The following is a 20,336-nucleotide window of genomic DNA, read 5'->3' as shown; positions in this document are numbered from 1 at the left end:
TGCTATGAACGTGCAAATTGGCATAGATCTGATGGGAGGAGACCACTCTCCTCTCGTTATTTGGGAAGTGCTAATCGATGTACTCAACTCTAGAGCTTCGAACTCGCACATTTCTTTTACTGCTTTTGCTTCTAATGAAGTGAAGGAGCAGATACTCAGTAAGAATACTTATAGGGGATATCCAGAGGTAATAGCTTCAGAAAGCTTTATCACTATGGAAGATTCTCCCTTGTCCGCTATTCGCAAAAAGTCTTCATCCATGGCTCTGGGTTTAGACTATCTCAAAGAGGGTAAGATAGACGCATTTATTTCTACAGGAAACACTGCGGCTTTGATTACCTTATCACGAACTAAAATTCCTATGTTCCCTACAGTTCGTCGTCCTGCTTTACTCGTTCGTGTTCCTACTCTGCGGGGATATGCAGTTATATTAGATGTCGGTGCTAATGTTTCTGTAAATCCTGAAGAGATGTTAGGTTTTGCTCGTATGGGTTTAGCCTACAAGCAATGTCTGGGAGGTACAGAGCATCCCACGATAGGTTTATTAAATATTGGTTCAGAAGAACGTAAAGGGACAGAAGCGCACAGACTGACATTTCGTTTATTGAGGGAAACATTTCAGCAGGCCTTTCTAGGCAACATTGAAAGCGGTGATGTCTTCAGTGGTCGTGTGGACGTTGTTGTTTCAGATGGGTTTACAGGAAACATCTTCCTGAAAACAGCAGAAGGCGTTTTTGATTTTCTCAGTCATATCTTAGGGGATAAATTAGAGTCTGATGTGAAACGTCAATTAGACTATACGATTTATCCAGGTTCCATGGTGTGTGGGCTATCTAAACTTGTCATAAAATGCCACGGGAAGGCTTGTGGCCGGTCTTTGTTTAACGGAATCTCTGGATCTATAGATTTGGTTCGAGCACGTGTCTGCGAGCGAATTTTATCTAGCCTTTCTTAGTTTTTAAGTTTACCTATTTGCTATCTTTCTTTATTGACGGGATCGTGTTGATAGTGATAAACCTTTTGAAAACGAATACTGAAACATCTCTGAATTAGGTTTACGATGATCGCAAAAAAGGTATCAAGGTTTCAAAAATCTACATTTTCCCATTCCGTAGTTTTAGCCATATTAGTTTCTACGGGGATGGTCACCAATAATTACAGATTATATGGTTATGAACCAGCTTCAGAGGTGATTCTTGATACACTTTCTATGCCCAAAGCTCAGTTAGAAGCGCCTTCTGCAGGTATTTTTAGGAAAGAAAAATCCCATGCGCAAGAACCTAAAAAAGAAGAAACGGATGTAGAGCGTTCTCTTTTAGATAATACATCCACGTGTGTTTACAAAGTTTTGGTTGCAGAGGATGAACAGAGACAACATTTAGAAAATGCGAGCACCATATTTCAAACAGTAAATGTTTTATCTTGGGAAAATTTAGATGCCAGATCTACAAATGCTGAGGCTGAGAAAGAGAAAACCTATCCACAATACGATGTAAAGGACTCTCAGCAGGGATTAGCATTTTGCTATAAAAATGCACCAGAGCATCTTGTAGATGAAAATACCCCTGGATTCTTAGGCATAGCTCTCAAGGGAACAGGGATGAAGTCGGGCCTATCTTTTACTAACTTAAAATCTACAGCTGCAGGAGCTGCTGTTTATTCTGATGAAGATGTTGTTTTTGAGAGCCTTAAGGAAAAACTCGTTTTTGATGGTTGTGAGTCTCAAGCAGGTGGTGGGGCCGTTTCTGGGCGTAGTATCGCTATACATGGCTGTCATGATGTTACTATAGCGAATTCCACAACAGATGTAGATTTTACATCTGCTCCTGCAGAGATTACCGATTTTTCTATAGGGGGCGGTGCTTTTAACGCTAATCAAGGACGTCCAGTTCATAAGTCTCGGTGTTCTAGTGGAGACGTTGTATTTTTAGAGAATAAGGGATCTTTTCTCTTAAATGAGAATCATGCGGACAAGGCCAACGGTGGGGCTGTAGCTTGTGGAAATTTTGTTTGTTCTATAAACCATGCGGATATCCAGTACCTTGGTAACTATGCTTTATCTGGAGGTGCTGTATCTTCTTCAAAATCTATGGATTTTTGCGGAAATTTAGGATCCATAGAGTTTCTAAATAATCAGGCCTTGGCTGTTGCTGAAAGCTCTCAGTTTTTAGGAGGAGGAGCTTTAGCTTCTGGAGAGAGAATTAGTTTCTTAAATAATCATGGAGTGCTTTGTTCTAAAAACAGTTCGAAGTGCCGTGGAGGAGCTCTTTTATCTAGAAACGTAAGAATAGTAGAGAACGTTGGAAGTTCTTTGTTTAAGGAAAATTCAGCCGAAGTAACTGGTGGTGCTATTAGTTCTCAGCATCAAGTAGAAATCGGTCAAAATTTTGGGGACGTTGCCTTTGAGGGGAATACCTCTAAGTTCGGCGGCGGTGCGATTTATTGTTTGCTTCCTGAGCAACCTTCTACAGATGCTAAAGAGCCCTTGATTGGATCTGGTGATATTAAAATAGTGGATAATACTGGAGGGGTTCGCTTCGAAGGTAATGAGAACCTTTTAGAGTCTCAAGAGATCCATAATTCTCTTGGTGGTGGGGCTCTTTACGGATCCAATGTGTTGATTTCTGGAAATATCGGAGAGATTATTTTTTCTAAGAATAAAGCTGGTCAATGTGCATCCTCCAGTACGCACATTGGTGGAGGAGCGATTTTTGCTAATGAGATGGTTACACTTTCCGGGAACTCAGGAGCAATAACCTTCTCTTGCAATAAAGGATGCATTCTTCCTTCCACTTTATCTTCCACAGCTTCCGAATCTTCCGAAGAATCGAGTGCATCGAATGCTCCTATAGAATCTTCTAAACCAGAAAATTTAGGGGTCCGTGGTGGAGGAGCGATTTTTGCTAAGAGTATAAGTATAGAAGATAACTCTGCATCTGTATCTTTCTTTGAAAACTCTATGGAAATTAGCGATAACAAAGCTCAAAAAGAAAATCCTTTAGGAGGAGGAGCTTTGTTTGGGTTTGATGCTGTTGGTTTGAAAAATAACGTAGACCTTTCTTTTAGCAATAACCGAGTTTTTGGAGAAAATAGTAGTGGAGGAGCTATTCTATCTAAAGACGTTGCCATTGCTCACAACGGGAAAGTACAGTTTATCCGTAACTGTGCGAAATTTCTCGGCGGTGCTGTTTGTGCTTTAGGGGATACATTAAGTATTGAGAAGAACGCATCTACAGTATCTTTTGTTGGCAATAGAACAATTACTGCTGGTGGAGCACTGGCTAGTGCCTCAGGCGTATCCATTTCTAAAAACTTAGGGAAAGTAGAGTTTAAGGATAACTTTGTTTTTGGAGATCCTTATGTTGAAGATCTTGAAGAAGGACAGATCAATTCAGAAGGTCATCATAGCGGAGGAGGAGCGATTTTTGCTAAGACATCCGTAGTGATTCGAGAAAATGACAGTAAGGTGTTGTTCTCAGGGAATTCTGCAGGATGTTTTGGTGGGGCAATTTTAACAGGTTCATTAACTTCAACTGAATCTCAAGAGCGTTTTGCTTCTAAAGTAGAGAGCGATAATACAAAAGTCGAGATTATCGAGAATATCGGAGATGTGATTTTTTCAGGGAATAGTACTACGGCTTCCAAACACCCTGAGCATAATTTATTTGGCGGTGGTGCCATTCACACTCAAGATCTGATCATTAAAAAAAATCAAGGTTCCGTAGCTTTTTATAATAACTATGCTCCTACAGGTGGGGCTGTTCGTATTAGTGAAAAAGGCATCGTGGTTTTAGAGGCTTTAGGAGGGGATATAGTTTTCCAAGGCAATAGGAATTCTGAAGATATCTCTAATGGGCTGTACTTCTCAGGAAAAGAGTCAAAATTAGTTGAGGTTTCTGCTACTGGAGAGAATTCCGTAGTTTTTGCCGATGCTATTGTTTTTGAAGATTTGACTTTAAGAAAAGGCGCAAAAGATCATGAGGATGCATTAAATGATCCTACGTTGATATTTAATTCTAAAGCTAAAGATGATTCGGGAATTCCTCATACTGGAAATATTCGTTTTTCTCATGCAACCTCTAAAATCCCTCAGGTCGCTTTGTTAGAATCAGGAACACTGGTCTTATCTAATAAAGCTCAGTTATGGCTGTGCGGCTTAAAACAAGAAAGAGGTAGTGAGATCTTACTTTCCGCAGGAACAGTTTTGCGTATTTTTGATCCGAATGCAAAACCTGCTGAGAAGATAGAAAGCCCTACATCTAAAGTTTATTATAGTGCTTACGATCCTGTTAAGAATCCTGGAAAAAAGACTTTGGCAGATATCAATTCTATTGGAATTGACCTAGCTTCATTTGTTTCTAGTGATGACGAGACTCCTTTACCTCCTCAGATTATTGTCCCTCAGGGCATGACAATTGGTTCAGGATCTCTAGATTTAAATCTCTTAGATTCAGCAGGCGCAGGTTATGAAAACCATGCTTTACTACGTAAAGAAACGGATATTACTTTACTTTCGTTTAAGAGCGCTTCCTCGATATCCGATACTCCTGATTTGGATAAGGCTTTAGAAGAATTACGTGTTAAAGTTTCTGTTCCAACCATAACAGAAGACACTTATGGACATATGGGAACGTGGTCTGATCCACAAGTAGTTAATGGAAAATTAATGATCAATTGGAAGCCTACGAGTTATAAGTTAAATCCTGAGAAGAGTGGGTCTATAGTATTGAATTCCTTATGGGGACATTACGGAGACTTACGATCTTTAAAACAACAACAGTTGGCTCACAACATTACTGCACAAAGAATGGAGTTGGATTTCTCAACGAATATCTGGGGAGCTGGGATGGGAACTTTTACTAATTGTGCAACAATTGGTAAGGTGGACGGCTTTACTCACCGTGCTGGTGGCTATGCTGTAGGATTGGATACACAATTAATAGAGGATTTTTTAATTGGAGGAAGCTTTGCGCAATTCTTCGGTTATACCGCTAGTCAAGCTTATTCGTCACGTAGTGATCAAAGTGGTTATTTAGGTTCAGGATATTTGGGTATCTTTGCTGGGTCGTGGTTATTTAAAGGTATGTTGATTTATAGTGACATTCATAACGACTTAAACACGAAATATCCTAAGCCAAATTTAGGTGAATCCAAAGGGTCTTGGAATAGTCGCGGTATCTTGGCAGATGCTCACGTAGATTATCGTTATATTGTAAATTCACGTAGGTTGATTTCTTCTATTGTTTCTGCAGTTGTGCCTTTCGTGGAAGCTGAATACGTCTATGTGGATTTTCCTAAATTTACAGAGGTAGGTAGTGAGGCAAGAACATTTGGTGAAGGACATTTACAAAATGTAGCCATTCCCTTTGGTGTCACCTTAGAACATAACTATTCTCGAGGGCAGCGTTCAGAGGTTAATAGCTTTAGTTTCTCTTATGCTATTGATGTCTACCGTCAGGAACCTACTGTTCTTATTAACTTGCCAGAAGCTTCTTATTCATGGGATGGCGTCGGTTCTAATCTTTCTAGAAAGTCCATAAAAGCTCAGTTTAGTAATGATACCGAGTGGAATTCTTATTTCAGTACTTTCTTAGGATTTACCTATGAATGGAGAGAGCATACTATAGCCTATGATTTGAATTGTGGTATGCGTCTGATATTCTAAGGAATAGTGTTCACGATCTGTGAAATCAAAAAAGCGCTGTGAAACCTCACACAGCGCTTTTTTTTTACTGTTTCGTCTGACTGTGTTAGGTACGCTTAGGAACTATGATGTCCATGACATAGAGTAGGTAGATTATTCCTTCGGGCTTGAGTTCATAATTTTCATCGTAGAAACAATCAATTACGACATCAATGTGTGCTGTTGTTTCAGAAAGATTGATAGTTCTGGCGACTATATCCAGTAGGTAGTTATGAATATGAGCTTGTATTTCTGGTGTTGATGTTACAAATGCATTGTGCAGATAGGACACGAGTTGAGAATAAGATGTTGCATAGGCTTGTTCGAAACTATTTTTAAGAGCTCTGTATTTTTCTATATTCTGAGGAAGCGTCGAGGTTTGTCTTAGGGTCAGACCAGCAAGATTTTGATTTAGATGATGAGTAGTCAAGCCAAGTTGTTTCCCATAGATATGTTTTAAGCCATTAATTTGATGCCATTCCTCTTCATGTGCAATGAGTTGTTGTTGTGTGAGCAAGTGCTCTTTAAACATTTGTAGCCACAAGAGTATCTGGTCTCTTCCTGAATTTCTTGTATTATAAAGATGATTTATCGACCTGAAAATTGTTTCACCCCAAGTAGGTCGGCACATATTTGCATACGAAGAGATTTCATTAAGAGCAGCGCATTTTTTTTCTGTAGAAATATCGCGATCTTCTAGAGCTAGAATGAGGTGGTGCATGATGATCGGAAATGTTTGAGCATCGGGATGAGAAGGATCTTCGGATAGTTCAACAGTAAGATAATTCATGATATTTCCCCAACCAGCATCCCAGCAATTCAAGTTATTAATCAGTCTTATTAACTTTTTGTAGTTACACGAAATTCTTTCACAGGATGCTGTCTCTAATGAAGTCAAAAATGGCGAAGGAATAGGAACTAGGGATAAGATATCCTCTGATGTATTCATTTCAAATTCATTAGTTAGATTTTGGAGAATGGATTGTTTTACCTCTTCAACGAAGGCCTCTTGGGTTTCCGTTAAGGGGATAACGACCTTTGGAGTTTCGGGAAGTAAAGAGGTTCTTTGGGTCTTTCGACAGCAGGGAAGAGTTATTACAGCAACTACTAATTTAACTGGAATAAGGAGAACGTAAAGTATGAGAGAAATAAGAGCAGAGGTAAGGCATGCTAGAGCAATGGTGAGGTAACCTAAGAAAGATTCTAAGTTTTCGCCACCCCAGGTAGAGACTATTTTTGAAAAGATAGTTGAAAATAAGGAACAGTAGCTCGCCTCTTTTATGCAAGTGGTGATATGTTGGCAGCACGAGAGAGGAGGAGGATAAGATGGCGTTGGCTGTGAGTTGCTTGGGTTAAGGAACACGCTCATAGGGGTGTATTCTCTAAATGTTAAAAATAATTTAAGGGTTTAATGTCCTATCATCGTATTCATTTGATGCTAACCCAAACTTTGTTAGTAAAAGTATTGTGACTTGTGACTCCAGTTTTAAATAGTCATCGAAATACATGGCTTATCCACTTAGGATCAGCCTTAAAGAAGAGACTTCGGCGATGCAAGCCGAGAGAACAACTACTCTGTATTGTAGATTTTAAACGTGAATCGAGAATATATGAGCAACAATAGCGGGATTATGTTTTTCTAGGATATACAATAGTACCATTTTTTGTTTGGGGTAAAAGACTGAGGCAACACAACTGTGGGGTTATGTTGCCTTAGCTTCAAGAGGCTGTGTATCGAACTATTTCAATGTTTAACGGTTGGAGTTTTGAGCGGTGATAACACCTTCTTTAAGTAGTAAGTAACAGATAGCCTCTCTCGAAGGTTTGTAGTCATTTTCTTCTGGGAAGAAGACTTCCTCCATAATTTGAGAGCGATGTGCTTCAGGAATACCCGCAGCCTCTAAATCTGCTAGGACGGTATTGGTTAGAGCTTGTATCTGATCATCAGAGCCTCCAAGAGCCTGTTCTAGAGCAGAATTAATCAAGTCTTCACCACCATTTCGGTAAACATCTAGGAATTGCGCGAAGTATTGGTTATGCTGATTCGTGTATTGACGAGCAGTTAGCATGGTTGTATATGAATCTAGAATAATCCCCACATTGTCTAATCCCAATTCAGAACCGCGCAACATCTTGAATGCTGTCATCATGTGCCATTCTCTTTGGTTTCTGAAGATTTCTGACAAAATCCCTTCCTTAAACATTTGTACCCAAACAAGCACAATATTTGTTGTCTCATCCTTAGTGTTAAAGATAGCTTGTAATTCCTGGCCGGCAACTCGGACCCAAGTAGGAGGACACCTATCATAGTATGAAGCTACGTTGCTTATGACGGATAATTTTTTGTCGTGCGGTACGTTTGGACTACTTATAAGTTTGAGCATTTGATACATTGTAGAGCGGGAAAGAGCTTGGGCTTCGTCTGAAGAAACCGATCCCTCCCTTCTATTGGATAGAGATAGCAATATGCCACGCCAGCTATCACGCATCTCTTGGTTCTGTCTCATTCGTCTAGTTCGAGTTGTGGGGTTATTTTCGTTTCGAAGAATATTATCGTCCTCAACTTCTAGAACTTGTCTGACCTGATCTTCTAATGGTTGATGGATTGGTCCCCAGGTGTTGGGTACCTCTCTCATCAATGACTCTAGATAGAGATCATTAGCAGGACAAAGGTGGACATTATCCTCATTCATGAACATAGGGGATGATAGAATATTTCTTAACAGCTGGACGTATCCGGTTACTTCTTGAGGAGTTGCTCGTGAGGATAGAGGAGGAAGAATTCGATTATTAGGTGCGCTGGAGCCAGTGGCTCCCTCATCGGCTTCAACAAGAGATAATTGAGGGGCGATCTCATTTTGTAACGTGATTTCTTGTTGCATTGCTTCTAAACACATTGCCACAGAATCTGAATCATAATGAGAAGCGATGTATTTTAACATCTCTACTTTTCTTTCAACAGAAACCGTATCATTTTTTAAAATTTGGTGAATTCGGAACAGGTACGCACGAGCAGTATTGCTTACACCTTCTATTTCCAGTTCCGGACTAGCCTTATGAACAATCATGTCGATTATTGAGAACCACTGTCTACGCAAGTCTGCACTTTGAGTAGAGCTTGTGATACTGCTTCTTAGTCTATTTAAGAAAGTCCAGCGATTAGGCGTATTTTCTAGGAGGTTCTGAAGAAACTCGTTATTTCTTCTTACATGTTCTTCAGGAGAGATCTCTCTCAGTCTTTCTTGCAAATCCTCTGAAGAAATCGGCTCATAATCTAGATCAGGTTCCGTATAAATAAATGCTTCCAAAGGCAATTCAAGAAGATTGAAGCTTCCTTCGTCCACACCAGAAAGTGAAGCTAGTAAACTAATGTGTCTGCTGTAGTATTGAGGTTCTACTTCAGGAAAGTGGTTCTGTAAGAAAGTGTATCGAGGGTCGCTAGGTGAAATTAATTCTTCACTAGGAGGGGGCGCAACAGGTTCTGCTTGTGGAGAAGAAGCAAGGGATGCTGGTATGTCAGTGAGAGTTAAAGAGGAAGGACGCGCAGGCTGTCCAGCAACTAGATCTGGGAAAGCTGTGACTGCGGGAAGATTAAGAATATCCTCGTCACTATGAGGCCCAGGAATACCTTGAAGTCTTAGGTTTACACGAGCACTGTTAATGAATCTTGAGTGATCTGTATTAGGATACAATCTGTTTAACAATTCTCTTCCAGAGAGTTGTTGGTCAACTTCTACAACAGGAACAGCTTCAGATGTATCGACAATTAGAGAAGCTGGGGCAGTAGCTCCGCCATCCTGATGTTGCAAATCTTCTAGCCCGTCTTCTGAGGGTTCTATATGTTGTGGAGGTAAAGAACCAGGCACCGAGCCAGCCTCGCGATCTTGGAACAAGGGGAGTTCAGATAGGTCGCGACTATCCTCTCCGAAAAGTAGAGACATGGGGAGATCTAGAAGATTGGTGCCTTCAGGGAGATCTTCTAATGTTAAAAGGGTGATTCCTAAATTGTCTAGGGTAACAGTGTTTAGGTCGACTGTGGGGTAGTTTGTTTCCAAGAACTCTCTAAGAGTTATTCCTTGAGAAACTTCTCCTCCGAAGGATTGCATTGAAGGTGGATTGATCGGAGGAACAGGGATAAAGGAAGCTGGAGCAAATCTAGATGGATCTAGTCCTACAGGAAGTTGAGAAGAAGCACTTGCCTCTCTTGCTGGGGGAGTTGAAGGTCTTGAGGAAGATGGAATTTGTGGTGCCTCAACCTCAGTTGGAGATCTAGATATGCAAGGGCAGCAACTTAATCCTAGAAGGATTAACTTCACAGGGAGAAGGATAATACAGAGGAGAACCGTAATAATAGCAGATAAAACAAAGGCAAAGACCCATCCGGCTTTAGAATCAGACTCTGGATTTAAACAGAGACAAGCACCAATTTTATTTCCTAACGCATGGAATATGGATAGAAAAGAAATTTTTTGATTGGCGGTTTTTATTAAAGAGGTTCCGTGCAATGCTGGAGCGGGTTGTGGGTGTGCAAAAGCAGCACGGAAATTATTGTTTTCTAGTGACATAGAAATTTACCTGAATGAAAATAAGCCGAAAAATCCTCCCCAAAAGGGTCTATTTTCGTACTTTTTTATGAAAAGCTAAAATAGTATAGAAGAACTCGTGATTAATTACAACTTTTTACTGACTATGTAGTTGAAGTTTAAAGATTTTTAACTCAAAAATTGTTAGTGTCTTTTGTGAAGATTTTTTTGCAATTCTGCTGATTAACAGAATAGTGAGCACAGGCGTTTTTTTATTTTCTGAGTGGTTGTCTCCGGATGTGTCGTCAGGATCCCCTGCATGAGTAAAATGAACGCAACCCCAGAAGTATTCAAATCAAACTGGTCATCATAAAATAGAGAGCATAGGATAGAGGAAATTTCGTTTTCAGGGACCCTTAATGTCCTCATGGTTTCACATAGATATACTGATAGGGAGTTCTTTAGATCTTGAGAAGATTCAGAGATTTGATAACGGATATATTCGATAAGGTCTGCTACCGAATCCCTGTAGCTAGAAATGAATCTCTTATAAACGCGGTCATATAGACTTTGTTTTTTCAGGATAAGGTAGCCTGTAAATTGAATCCGTGCGAGGGAATCCATGTTCAGCCCTAGAGAACGCCCGTGATAATGTTTAAAGCTCGCCATGTGATGCCACTCTGGTGAAGAACGGTTCGTCATCAACTGCAATAAATTTTCTTTGAACATTTGTACACACAATAGGATGTAGTTTACACTAGTATCTTGTTTATTATAGATCTCGGTCAGTTCTCTAAATATGACTTCAATCCATGTAGGGGGGCATGCAAATGCATAAGACCCAATATAGTTTAACAGCTGTTGTTTCCTTGGTTTTGTGATCGAGGGGTCTTGTAATGCCGCTGTAAGTTTTTGTAGAACGGAATAATACAGAGATGCTTCTAAGGAGTCTTGTTGGCTAGAAGAGGAGTCGTCTTGTTGTAAAAACTTGGTGTTTACATAGTGAAGAATTTTGAATAGGGGATCAGGTATACCAGAATATATTTTGGATATTTCATTTTCCAAGTGGCGTAACTTCCAAGAGCGTTCTCCCGGAATTAAAAAGGATTTTAAAAAGGGAGATGACTCTGGGGTTATGTGCAGGGTATCGGAATTGATATAAAGCGTTTCATTACATATGTCCTGTAAATTACGAGCAAAAATCTTTATGGGGGATATTGTGGTTGTTTTAGCATCTTTTAAACATAGGCTGACTCCTAAGAGAGCGAGTTTTAAAGGATAGAGAAATAAGAAAAGAACACTACTGACAACTAAAGCAAGAATAACAGTAAGAATAATACGCAAATTCACTGGATTTGCAGTATGCGGTGACTGCTTCAATAAGGTAGTTGTTATGAAAAGGTAAAAGACGTGGTAATGGATATTTTGTGCACATATCTGTAAACGCTGTTTTAAAGATGGTTTAGGAACAATATGTGTGGAGTAACTAGGAAAACAATTCGGGGTGATATTTGCCATAGGGGTAGCTCAGTCTTACAAAATTCATTAAGTCGTCATTCACTAGTGTAGTATATACGCGTGGTTAAGATTCCCTGTGGAGCTCATACATAAACAGTGTATGATTCGTGAGTAAACAGTGTTTCTGAGATTCTGTGTGTACAGATCCCAGATGTAGAAAGAGAGCGTCTAAACGATAACTGTACGGATGATGAAAGTTGCTATAACCATAAAAAGAAGTAATTCTAATCACAAGAACGTCTTAATGACAAATGATGAAAATAAGCAAAACAACAAGAAAACAAAGGAATTTCTTCAAAATCAGTGGGATAATGTTGTTCTGAAAATCTCTTCTGCTGTTCTTTTTATACTTAGTTTGTTTACCTTTCTAAATTTCACATTTTCCTTAAAAAACACACTTTTCTCAATCATTGTTCTTTTCTTTTGATTTTAAACGAGTTGCATAAATTCTATCGACGAGTCAAAGTAGATTTCTTAATAAGAGCTTGAAATAAAATAGAATAGAAAATACTATCTTCCAGCCGTTTATAATTTGGATTGATTTTATATGAAATGTGTTTCTCCTTGTTTCTATTTGAAATCGGAGAACTCTGAAGATCGCTGTTGTAATTTTTCTGATTCTCGAGTTCATGTTCTTACGACTATTATATCATTAATAGCAAGTTTATTGATTATTACCGGAGCTATAGCTGCTGTGGTTCTATTTGGAACGCAGTTGGGAGTATTGTATTCTACCGTAATTATTGGTATATCTGTTGCTATTGGAGTGTTACTCTTCAGCGCTAGCTTAAAATGTTTTTCTTGCCACGCTGTAATATCTCAGTCGCAGCGTTTCTCAGAAGATACCCCAAGATCTCATATCCATGATTCTAGACCCTCAGAAGCTCCAGCTCTCACAGAGGAAAGCATAGACGCCATAGAAAGAGAATTACGCACGTTGATGTCAGAACATGAGCAAGAGCGCCTCAACCACCAATATTTTGTAAGTCAGAGAGACTTAGCAAAAATCAGCATGGATAGTGCTAGGGAGGAGTTTGATAACGCATATACAGATTTTCAAAGGTTCCAAGAGCTTCTTATAGTCGGGGACTGTGGTAACCTAGTCAGCGACTGTCAAGAGAGCCTGTCTAGACTCAGAGAAAAAAGTCTAAACTATGCGCGTTCTCTACAGTGTTATGAAGATCTTCTTCAGCAACTGCACTCTCATCAGGATCTCATTGATTTCCGGAAAATTGCCCCTGTACATGAGAAAGTGCGCATTTTACTGCAAGCGAGGGATGAGGCACAAACGCGTATACGTTCTTTAGAAGATGCGTTAAGTCTACGCAATAGGGATTTCGCTGCCTTATCTAGTATGGAAAGCGATTTGCAAAGTTCAATAGAAAAACTACAGAATACCCAAACAGTAAATCAAGGGACAATACGTGCTTTGCAAATGCGTTTAGAAGAAGTAGGGCAAAATAGAGATAGTCTGGCAGAAGCTCCATTTTTAGTCATAGGCGGAGGAGCTGAAGAGCATATCAGAGAAACATTATTATCAGGTAATGCTCTAAATGTACATGCCCTTGAAGAGGAGAATCAGAAGCTCAAGCGTACACTAGCTCTTTATTATAGGATAATGGAAAGGGTGGAAACACGTTTTGGATCACAATACCATTCCATGCTTATGGAGAATTCAATGAGTCCGAGTTTTTTGATACTAGAGGAGTCCGAGGAATATACTCGAGAAGAAGTCGGGGCCATGATAGCGAGTTATTTTGACCATGAAAGAGAAAGTCAACAAAAAGAACTCCTACGATTGAGAGAACTCACTTCTCAACAAACTCAAGAGATAGCGAATTTGCGAAGCGAGTTCTCAAGATTAGGGAATACCGTTTTTGAAGGTACTAACCTAGATACTATCGATATGAGTTTAGAAGAAGATACCGTTCACAACATAGTGACTGCCGAAGATCATTTTTCAGATCGCGGTGAATCTAGAGAATAATAAGTTAGAAGTGCTATGCACTAATGAAAATGTAAACAAAGACAAGGAGAAATTGGTACTTATCATAAATGAGCGTGTTAGATTTTAACAGAAACACTTTCCGTGTTTTTTTCATCGTGTTTTCTGTGGGTTTAAGGGGGAGAATACTCTGTGATGAATACTTGGCGCACTAAACAAGACTATTCTTGATTTTCTTTTTTGGTTAACCTGTGCAGCCATTCCTATCAGACGCTTAGACAATATACAATTCATAAAAGACAAGCGTGTGCAAGTTATCTATTTTATTAAGGGTTTCTTTATGAAATGTATGCAGACGAACTTGTTTTCTAGATTAGAGGGACAAGAGATAGTGTCTACACGTGTAGACAGAACGAACTCTCATATTATTATCAATACGATTGCTATAGTATCAGGGATTTTGATAATTGCTTCTAGTATCGCAGCTTGCGTATTTCTGGGAGCAGATCTGGGATTGTTAAGTGCTATTCTTCTAGGTATGGCGATTATCGCAGGGCTGTTACTTATAGCCTTGGGTGTGTATTTTTGTTGTCAGAGCAGTTCTCCACAACAGGTAACTCCTAGTGTCATAGAACAGGAGAGAGTTCTTGAATTAACCCAACAACTAGCTACCGCTAATAACGAATTAGCGTCTTTACGTTTGTCCAATCAGGAAAATCAGATAGGAATAGAGACAAGTCTCAGCTCTATATCTGAGGAACAACGAGATCTCTTACAAGAGAGATGCGAGCGTATAGTACAATTAGACAGTATTATTCATCAATTAAGAAAAGAACATGCACTATTGTTAGAGAGTAAGGAGGAAGAATGTTATAGAGAAGTAGTAAGACAGACGAATCTACGTCTTCAACTTGATCACAGGCATCAACAAGAGATGGAGTCTAAAGAAAGATCCATAAGAGAAAGAACGCAATTTTTAGAATTAGAGTTGACGAATCAAGAAAGAGAGAAGGATGGAGTATTGACCGCGTTGCGACAAACTCTATTGCAGAATCAAGAAAGATTTAATCAAGAATTGCAAGAAAAAGATCAACAAATTAGTGATTTACGACACACTGTAAGTCAACAACAAGAAGTAGATGCAGATCATATTCAGCAGCTGAAAGACTTATTAAAAGAAAAAGAAGAAATCCTACAGCATCTACAATCCACTGTGAACTATTACGAGAACTTAGAAACAGATATTGGCATCAGTTCTCTTACCAGCGCCTTAGTTCGTATCCGACAGCAAGAAGAACGTATAGCTTTGTTAGAAACTTTAAATTTACGACCGATCGCAAGAACACGTAACCGATCTTCAAGTATATAGACTACCTCCATCTTGTTCTATAAATGGGCTTCACGCCTAGTTGTGAAGCTTATTCTATTTTGTATTTCCTTATTTTAATATACAAAGAGCGTTTCGCATCGCTCTTTTTCTCAATACAAGATCTACACACATGTTAGGTCTTGTTGTTTTAATCGTGATATTTGTTTGTGAGATAATTATGAGATGTATTTCTGCGTGTTTAACGCCAACTTTAGAAACTAATATGTGTTTAGTCAAGGCTAATTCTTCACGGGGTTGTTTAGCCATTTATGTGTTTTCCATATTCCTATCTGTATTGGTTCTCATTTCCAGTATAACCGCTCTTGTTCTTTTCAGTGTTGAATTGGGGGTTATTCCAAGTATTGTTTTAGGTATGAGCGTTTTAGTAGCCTTGTTTTTCCTAGCTACGAGCTTTTATCACATAGTAAATAGAAAGCGGCATATACAGATAGAGTCTCCACAGAATGAAAGTCCGTCCCATGATGCACTTGTACACGTAGCAAATGATCCGATTCTTGAGGATAGTGTTGGCGCTTTACAATGTGAAAATCAGCAAATACAGGAGTTAGAAAGAGAGCACGTACATGTGTCCACGAGAATTCCAGATTTGGATTCTGAGGTTTTGAGACACGAAGAAAATCAGATAAGAGAGAGTAGTTTCGAAGCGAGAATACAAGAATTAGAGGAAGCTTTGGCTTCTAGTGAGTCTCAATTTAGAGAACGCGTTGTTTGTTTAGAAAGTCAGTTAGCAGAATTAGCACAACAAAAATCTGAGATAGAGAGGAGTGCACTCTTATTTGAAGGCACATTACAACAAAGAGATAGAAATCATCACCTTATTGTTAAAAGCCAAGAGGAACTCCGAGTTAAGTTAGAAAGGGAAAGAGACGATTTGCGTGTAAGATGCTTGGAATTAGAAGCCAAAGTTGTGCAATTGGAAGTCGTCTCAGAGAGATTATCTGGTTTATCAGAAGATCATGCACATTGTGAATCCACAATAACGGGACTGCGTCAATCTCAGAGAGAATCTAAAGATAATATTCGCAAGTTAAAAGAAAAGATGCGTCGTAAAGAAGAAGAATATCTTGCCAACATAACAGCAAGTCAAGAAAGACAAAGGCGTTATGAAGAGGAAATCTCTCAGTTGCAGCAAAATACATCCGAGAATTTAGCAAGAATACGCGGACTAGAACACGAACTCGAAAATTCTGCTAAAGAGCAAACATCTCATGTTCAATCTTTCGTTGAGGAACGAGGGAAATATGAGCAAGAAATAGAAGAACTCAAGAGGAAGTGCAGGGATTTTGCAAATAGAGTTAGTGATTTGCAAGCAGGAAATACAGCATCTGCAGTTCAAGGAGATGATCTAGTGGAGATATCGCAGCCTCTACAGGAAGAAGTGGAAGCTAGGATAGCAGACTTACAAAAAGACAATCGTGAAAAACAAAATAAGATTTTAGATTTAGAGAGCCAGATTACTCGCTTTTCTAATCAGATAATTCGTATGCGCAATGTATCTAAGGGGCAGATAGAACATCAGATAAATAAAAGAAAAAAGGTAGAGTTAGAATTAACTGCAAGTAAGTCCAAGAGCAAAGAATTAGCAGCACAGGTCCAACGATTACAAAATGCAACAGGGGTAAATGTTTCTAATCTGCAACAAGAAGTACAAACACTGAACCAACAGATAAGAGAAAATAGGGCAACTATCAGAGAATTAGAGATGAGTAATGAAAGATTACGAGAAACTGTCGTAACATACACAAATGAAAGAAGTCTGAAGTTGCAATCTGACCCTCAGAGATTAAGAAGTATAGCGAAGTTAGAGGAAGCAAGAAAAGATATAAGAACAAAAATGAGTTTCGATGCTAGAGAACGTGTATCGATGGCACGCCACAGAATTAGAAGAATGGAAGAACTCAGTAAGGATTCTGCTCTAGAAAGCCAAGTTCAAGAACTCGTTGAGGCTTCTGAAAGAAGTATCAGCTATCAAAGAATATTTGAATTAGAGAGTCAGTTATTTAATCTTTTCCGCACGCATGATTCTGCTCCAGGAAGAAATCATGTGGATAATTTGAGGGCCATGCGTTTGCAGCAATATTGTGATGGGGATGAAGAACTTGAAGCAAAAGTACGCAATTTTAGTTTCCCTCCGAATGCTCCGATTGATTCTTCAGCACTTTATGAATTGGAACAGGAAGTTTTTGACCTCAGAGAAGATAAGCTATTTGTATTGCGAGAAAATTTAGAAGAAGCAAATGAACGTATCACTACATTAGAAACGAAAATTCATGAGCTTACAGAAGCTCTAAGATCTCATACAGAAATAGTAAGCCCTGAGAGTTTAGAGACACGATCATTAGCAGAGCAACAACGTTTACAACAAACTAATGACGATCTTCGTAGGCAACTAGATGAAGCTCATGTTCAATTAGAAGATTATAAAAACCGTTTCTCTGATTTTCAAAAACAGCTGGTAGAGGCATCAAGGGAAGTCCAATCAAAAGACTTAGCTCTTAGCGTTGCTCAAAATCAATTAAGACAGTTTGAAGAAAGACGTTAAAATCTCATATTCTAATTAAGGATTTTCCACAAATAGTTGAAAGTCCTTAATTTCCCTATGGCTTATATAGTGAAATACAGCAACCACGCCATTTTTATACTTGCTGAAGACATTAAGATTGCCCCCTACATAGCAGTAGGAGAATATTGCGCACCTGTGGTTGTTTCTACAGCTTTTAGTGTGTATAAGGAACTCGCTTATCTCGGTAAACATTGGTTCCTAAGTTATTTGTCTATATTTCCACTTAAGTTTTGCTGCTTATCGTTGTGAATAAATTTCTTGCATTTAAAAGATTATAACTGTTTCAATGCTCTGAATTATGTTATTAACAACGAGTGATTTATGACAACTAGTCCTGTGAATACTACTCCTATTGCGACACACGTACCTACGACACAACACGCACTCTCTAACATATCATCGAGTAAATATCAACGAGTTGCAAATGCTATTGCTTTATTAGCAGGCATGGCGCTTATTGGAACTTTAATAGGTGCTTTGGTTTGCTTTGCCTTACCTGCATCCTTAACTCTAGTTGCTCTTGTATCTTCTTCTTTACTAGCTAGCGTTATTCTTCTCTCCATATCTATGTATAATTTAGTTTCTCAATCTCGAAGAGCTTCTAGTTATGCCCAAATTGGTAAAGAGAACACACGTCTACGGGCAGAAATAATCGAGCTAAAAGAGAAGCTTGCACACCCTGAAGCGCGGTTAGAGGAAGAACAGAAAATTCAATCGAGCAACACATCTTCTTCTCAGAGTGGCTCAAAATCAATTAAGACAGTTTGAAGAAAGACGTTAAAATCTCATATTTTAATTAAGGACTTTCCACAAACAGTTGGAAGTCCTTAATTTCCCTGTGGCTTATGTAATGAAATACATTAAACACGCCGTTTTTATACTTGTTGAAGACATTAAAATTGCCCCCTACATAGCAGTAGGAGAATATTGTGCACTTGTGGCCGTTTCTAAGGCTTAGTGCATATAGGGAATCCGCTCGTTTCGGTAAGCATTAGTTCCTAAGTTATTTGTCTATATTTTCACTGAAGTTTTTTTACTTATCGTTGGACATAAAGTTCTTGCATTTAAAACATTATGACCGCTTCAATGTTTTGCGTTATGTTATTAAAAATGAGTAATTTATGATGACTAGCCCTGTGAACACTAATCCTATTGCGACACACGTACCTACAACGCAACACGCTCTGTCTAGCATATCAGCGAGTAAATATCAACGAATTGCAACTGCTATTGCTTTATTAGCAGGCATGGTGCTTATTGGAACTTTAATAGGTACTTTGGTTTTCTTTGCCTTACCTACATCTGTAACTCTAGTTGCTCTTGTATCTACTGCTTTACTAGCTAGCGTTATTCTTCTCTCCATGTCTATGTATAATGTAGTTTCTCAATCTCGAAGAGTTCCTGGTGATGCTCGACTTGGTGAAGAGAACACACGTTTACAGGCAGAAATGATTGAGCTAAGAGAGCAGCTTATATGTTCTGAAGCGCGGTTAGAGGAAGAACGGGGACGTTGTAGTGAATTGTCAGTGAAGTTGATGAGTGCCATAGGTGATTTAGCACAAGCAAATCAAGAAAAAGCTTCTTTAGAATCTAAAGTTCAAGCACTGAAGGAATTAGTAGCAAGCTATCCACCCATCGCTGAAGAAGCACAAAAAATGCAAGAAGAGCTAGGAAAGAGGACCTTAGAAGTTGCTTTGGCTAAGCAAAACATAGGTGCTTTAGAGGAGCAAGTACAAAGTTTAGAAACACAATTAACACACTCTTTAGAACAAGTTGACGCACTTTCAGCACAAAAAGAAGAATTGGAAGCTTGTTTGCAACAGTTACAAGACGAAGGAGTTAGCACAGTAATCACATTGCAAGGTAAATTAATAGATCTTACCGAGAAGATAGAAGTAAAAGACCAAGATGTTGAGAGACTTAAGAATCAAAATGCAGATCTTGCTATCAAGGTTCGATCTCTTGAAGAAGAACTAGAAAAAGATCAAGTAGTGGTAGAAGGTCTTGAAAATCGAATTACTATGTTAGCTTATACGAGAAATGAATTGAGTTTGAAGGTTAAAAATCTCAACTGTGATCTGGAGTCCAGAGATGAAGTCATATTAGGTTTAGAAGGTAAAATTCAAGAACTAGAAGATGCGAAGAAAAAAGTGGAAGACGACTTCCGTAAGATGCAGAATCAAAACAAGGAACTAGAGGCTTCTATATCACATAAAGTTCGTGTAACAATGCAGGAAACATCACATCTTTTAGTTCAGATTGCAAAATTAAAGGAACAGCTTGACGAGAGCACCGGAGAGATTAAAATTCTACAAAGTGAAAAATCAAGTCTGACATCTGGAATGGACAAACTGCAAGAACAGCTAGATCAATTACAAGCACAACTAGCAGCGCATGCTTCTATTGCAGGTGATACAGAGCGTTCTGATGTAGATCCAGACGGTAGTGAAGCATTATCGGTTACAGATGATTATTTAGGTACTGAAGATTTGGAAGATTTAGGCTAATTATAGAAAAGACTATAAGCTTAGGTCTATAGCCATTTAAATTAGTATAATCTCGACTCTATTGGGTAAATAGGGTCGAGTTTTTTTTGCCATTCTTTTGATTCATTCATAATCTTGCTTACGTCTCTCAGTCTACGTTTATTCGTATAGTTCATATGTACGATATCTTACCTCATATCATGAGTTGGTTTACTTTTTATCATTAAC

The 20,336-nt window shown here is 38.8% G+C and carries 10 protein-coding genes; 7 read left to right on the top strand and 3 right to left on the bottom strand.

What is annotated here, in order from left to right; all coding sequences use genetic code 11:
- The first annotated feature begins 4 nt into the window (after positions 1–4).
- Complete coding sequence (gene plsX, locus G5O_RS09170) at positions 5–955, top strand: phosphate acyltransferase PlsX (protein ID WP_013462727.1); 951 nt, start codon at positions 5–7, stop codon at positions 953–955.
- 105 nt (positions 956–1,060) lie between these two features.
- A complete protein-coding gene (gene pmp18D, locus G5O_RS09165; RefSeq protein WP_006343467.1) occupies positions 1,061–5,665 on the top strand; it encodes a polymorphic outer membrane protein Pmp18D in 4,605 nt (1,534 codons plus the stop codon).
- A gap of 85 nt (positions 5,666–5,750) precedes the next feature.
- Here pmp18D and G5O_RS09160 read toward each other — a convergent pair whose 3' ends face one another.
- The 3 genes from G5O_RS09160 to G5O_RS09150 form a co-directional block, all read right to left on the bottom strand.
- Positions 5,751–7,052, bottom strand: a complete 1,302-nt coding sequence (locus G5O_RS09160; protein WP_013747392.1) for a DUF1548 domain-containing protein — start codon at positions 7,050–7,052, stop codon at positions 5,751–5,753.
- Between the two features lie 382 nt (positions 7,053–7,434).
- The gene (locus tag G5O_RS09155; RefSeq protein WP_006343465.1) at positions 7,435–10,248 is read right to left on the bottom strand and encodes a DUF1539 domain-containing protein; all 2,814 of its coding nucleotides are present in this window, start codon (positions 10,246–10,248) and stop codon (positions 7,435–7,437) included.
- A gap of 201 nt (positions 10,249–10,449) precedes the next feature.
- Positions 10,450–11,724, bottom strand: coding sequence for a DUF1548 domain-containing protein (locus G5O_RS09150; protein WP_006343464.1), 1,275 nt, complete (start codon positions 11,722–11,724; stop codon positions 10,450–10,452).
- A gap of 547 nt (positions 11,725–12,271) precedes the next feature.
- Between G5O_RS09150 and G5O_RS09140 the strand changes: the two genes are divergently transcribed.
- The 5 genes from G5O_RS09140 (at position 12,272) to G5O_RS09120 (ending at position 20,129) form a co-directional block, all read left to right on the top strand.
- A complete protein-coding gene (locus G5O_RS09140) occupies positions 12,272–13,711 on the top strand; it encodes an AAA family ATPase (RefSeq protein ID WP_006343462.1) in 1,440 nt (479 codons plus the stop codon).
- A gap of 298 nt (positions 13,712–14,009) precedes the next feature.
- Entirely contained in the window at positions 14,010–15,038 is a 1,029-nt protein-coding gene (locus G5O_RS09135) for an IncA family protein (protein ID WP_006343461.1), read from the top strand.
- Between the two features lie 130 nt (positions 15,039–15,168).
- Complete coding sequence (locus tag G5O_RS09130) at positions 15,169–17,601, top strand: IncA family protein (RefSeq protein WP_006343460.1); 2,433 nt, start codon at positions 15,169–15,171, stop codon at positions 17,599–17,601.
- Between the two features lie 342 nt (positions 17,602–17,943).
- A complete protein-coding gene (locus G5O_RS09125; RefSeq protein ID WP_006343459.1) occupies positions 17,944–18,390 on the top strand; it encodes an IncA family protein in 447 nt (148 codons plus the stop codon).
- Between the two features lie 353 nt (positions 18,391–18,743).
- On the top strand, positions 18,744–20,129 hold the full coding sequence (locus G5O_RS09120) for a coiled-coil domain-containing protein (protein WP_006343458.1): 1,386 nt from the start codon (positions 18,744–18,746) through the stop codon (positions 20,127–20,129).
- Positions 20,130–20,336: the final 207 nt, after the last annotated feature.

Source organism: Chlamydia psittaci 6BC, from assembly GCF_000204255.1.
Taxonomy (GTDB): domain Bacteria; phylum Chlamydiota; class Chlamydiia; order Chlamydiales; family Chlamydiaceae; genus Chlamydia; species Chlamydia psittaci.
This window is presented reverse-complemented; position numbering and strand designations above follow the sequence as displayed.